Origin of the sequence: Streptomyces cahuitamycinicus (assembly GCF_002891435.1) — a bacterium.
Taxonomy (GTDB): Bacteria; Actinomycetota; Actinomycetes; order Streptomycetales; family Streptomycetaceae; genus Streptomyces; species Streptomyces cahuitamycinicus.
Genome location: NZ_POUC01000909.1, coordinates 1 through 804 on the forward strand (window position 1 = coordinate 1; position 804 = coordinate 804).

The window sequence follows — 804 nt, forward strand, 5'->3', positions numbered from 1 at the left end:
CTTGGCGAGCAGGGCGGTGAGGAGGTCGGGGGTCAGCCGGTCGGCACGGTTCAGGCCACTGCCGTCCTTGAAGACGGCGCCCTTCACGGGGAGGCCGAGTTTGCGCAGCTGGGAGCCGATGGCCTTGCCCGCACCGGCGAAGTCGGGCCGGTTGCCCGTGGCGATGGCCGTCTGGCGGGCGAGGGCCTCGGCGATGTCGTTGTCGCTGTTGGTCAGCATGCGTTCGACGACGGCGGAGAGCGGGGGCGAGGAGACCGCCGCGAGGGTCCTGGCGCGGGTCGTGGCCTTGGACGGGCCGGGGGCCGTGGTCTTGATGCCGTGGGACTCCAGCATCTCCCCGAACCGGCGGGCCGCGTCCGCCGCCGGGTCCGTCACGCGCTGGGCGGGGCCGCTCACCGAGTCGTTCGTGCGGCCCTCGTCGGCCATGAGGGGGGTGACGCGGGCGAGATTGCCGTCGACCCCGATCGGGTGCATTTCGTCGCCCGCGTAGCGGGTCGTGTCGTAGGAGAGGGTCACCTCGCGCACGCCCCGGTCGGCGAGGGCGGCGGCCGTCCCGGCGGCCAGGGTGCGCAGGCCGGCCGCACCGTCGGTGCTCTCGCGGGCGGTGAGCGTGGGGTCGCCCCCGCCGACCAGGACGACTTCCCTGGTGTCGGGTTCCAGCGCGGCGCGGGTGGTGAGGCGGTGGTCGGCGCCCATCGCGGACAGTGCGGCGACGGCCGTGGCGACCTTCGTCGTGGAGGCCGGGGTGAACGCGGTGTCCGAGGCCTTGCCGAACAGGCGTCTGCCGGTGGTCACGTCGATGAC

Annotated in this window: 1 protein-coding gene; it reads right to left on the bottom strand. The window is 74.3% G+C overall.

Annotated elements, in window-relative coordinates; translation table 11 throughout:
* Nucleotides 1-804 (bottom strand): D-alanyl-D-alanine carboxypeptidase (locus C1J00_RS43825; protein WP_180989934.1); only part of this gene is annotated, 804 nt, incomplete at both ends.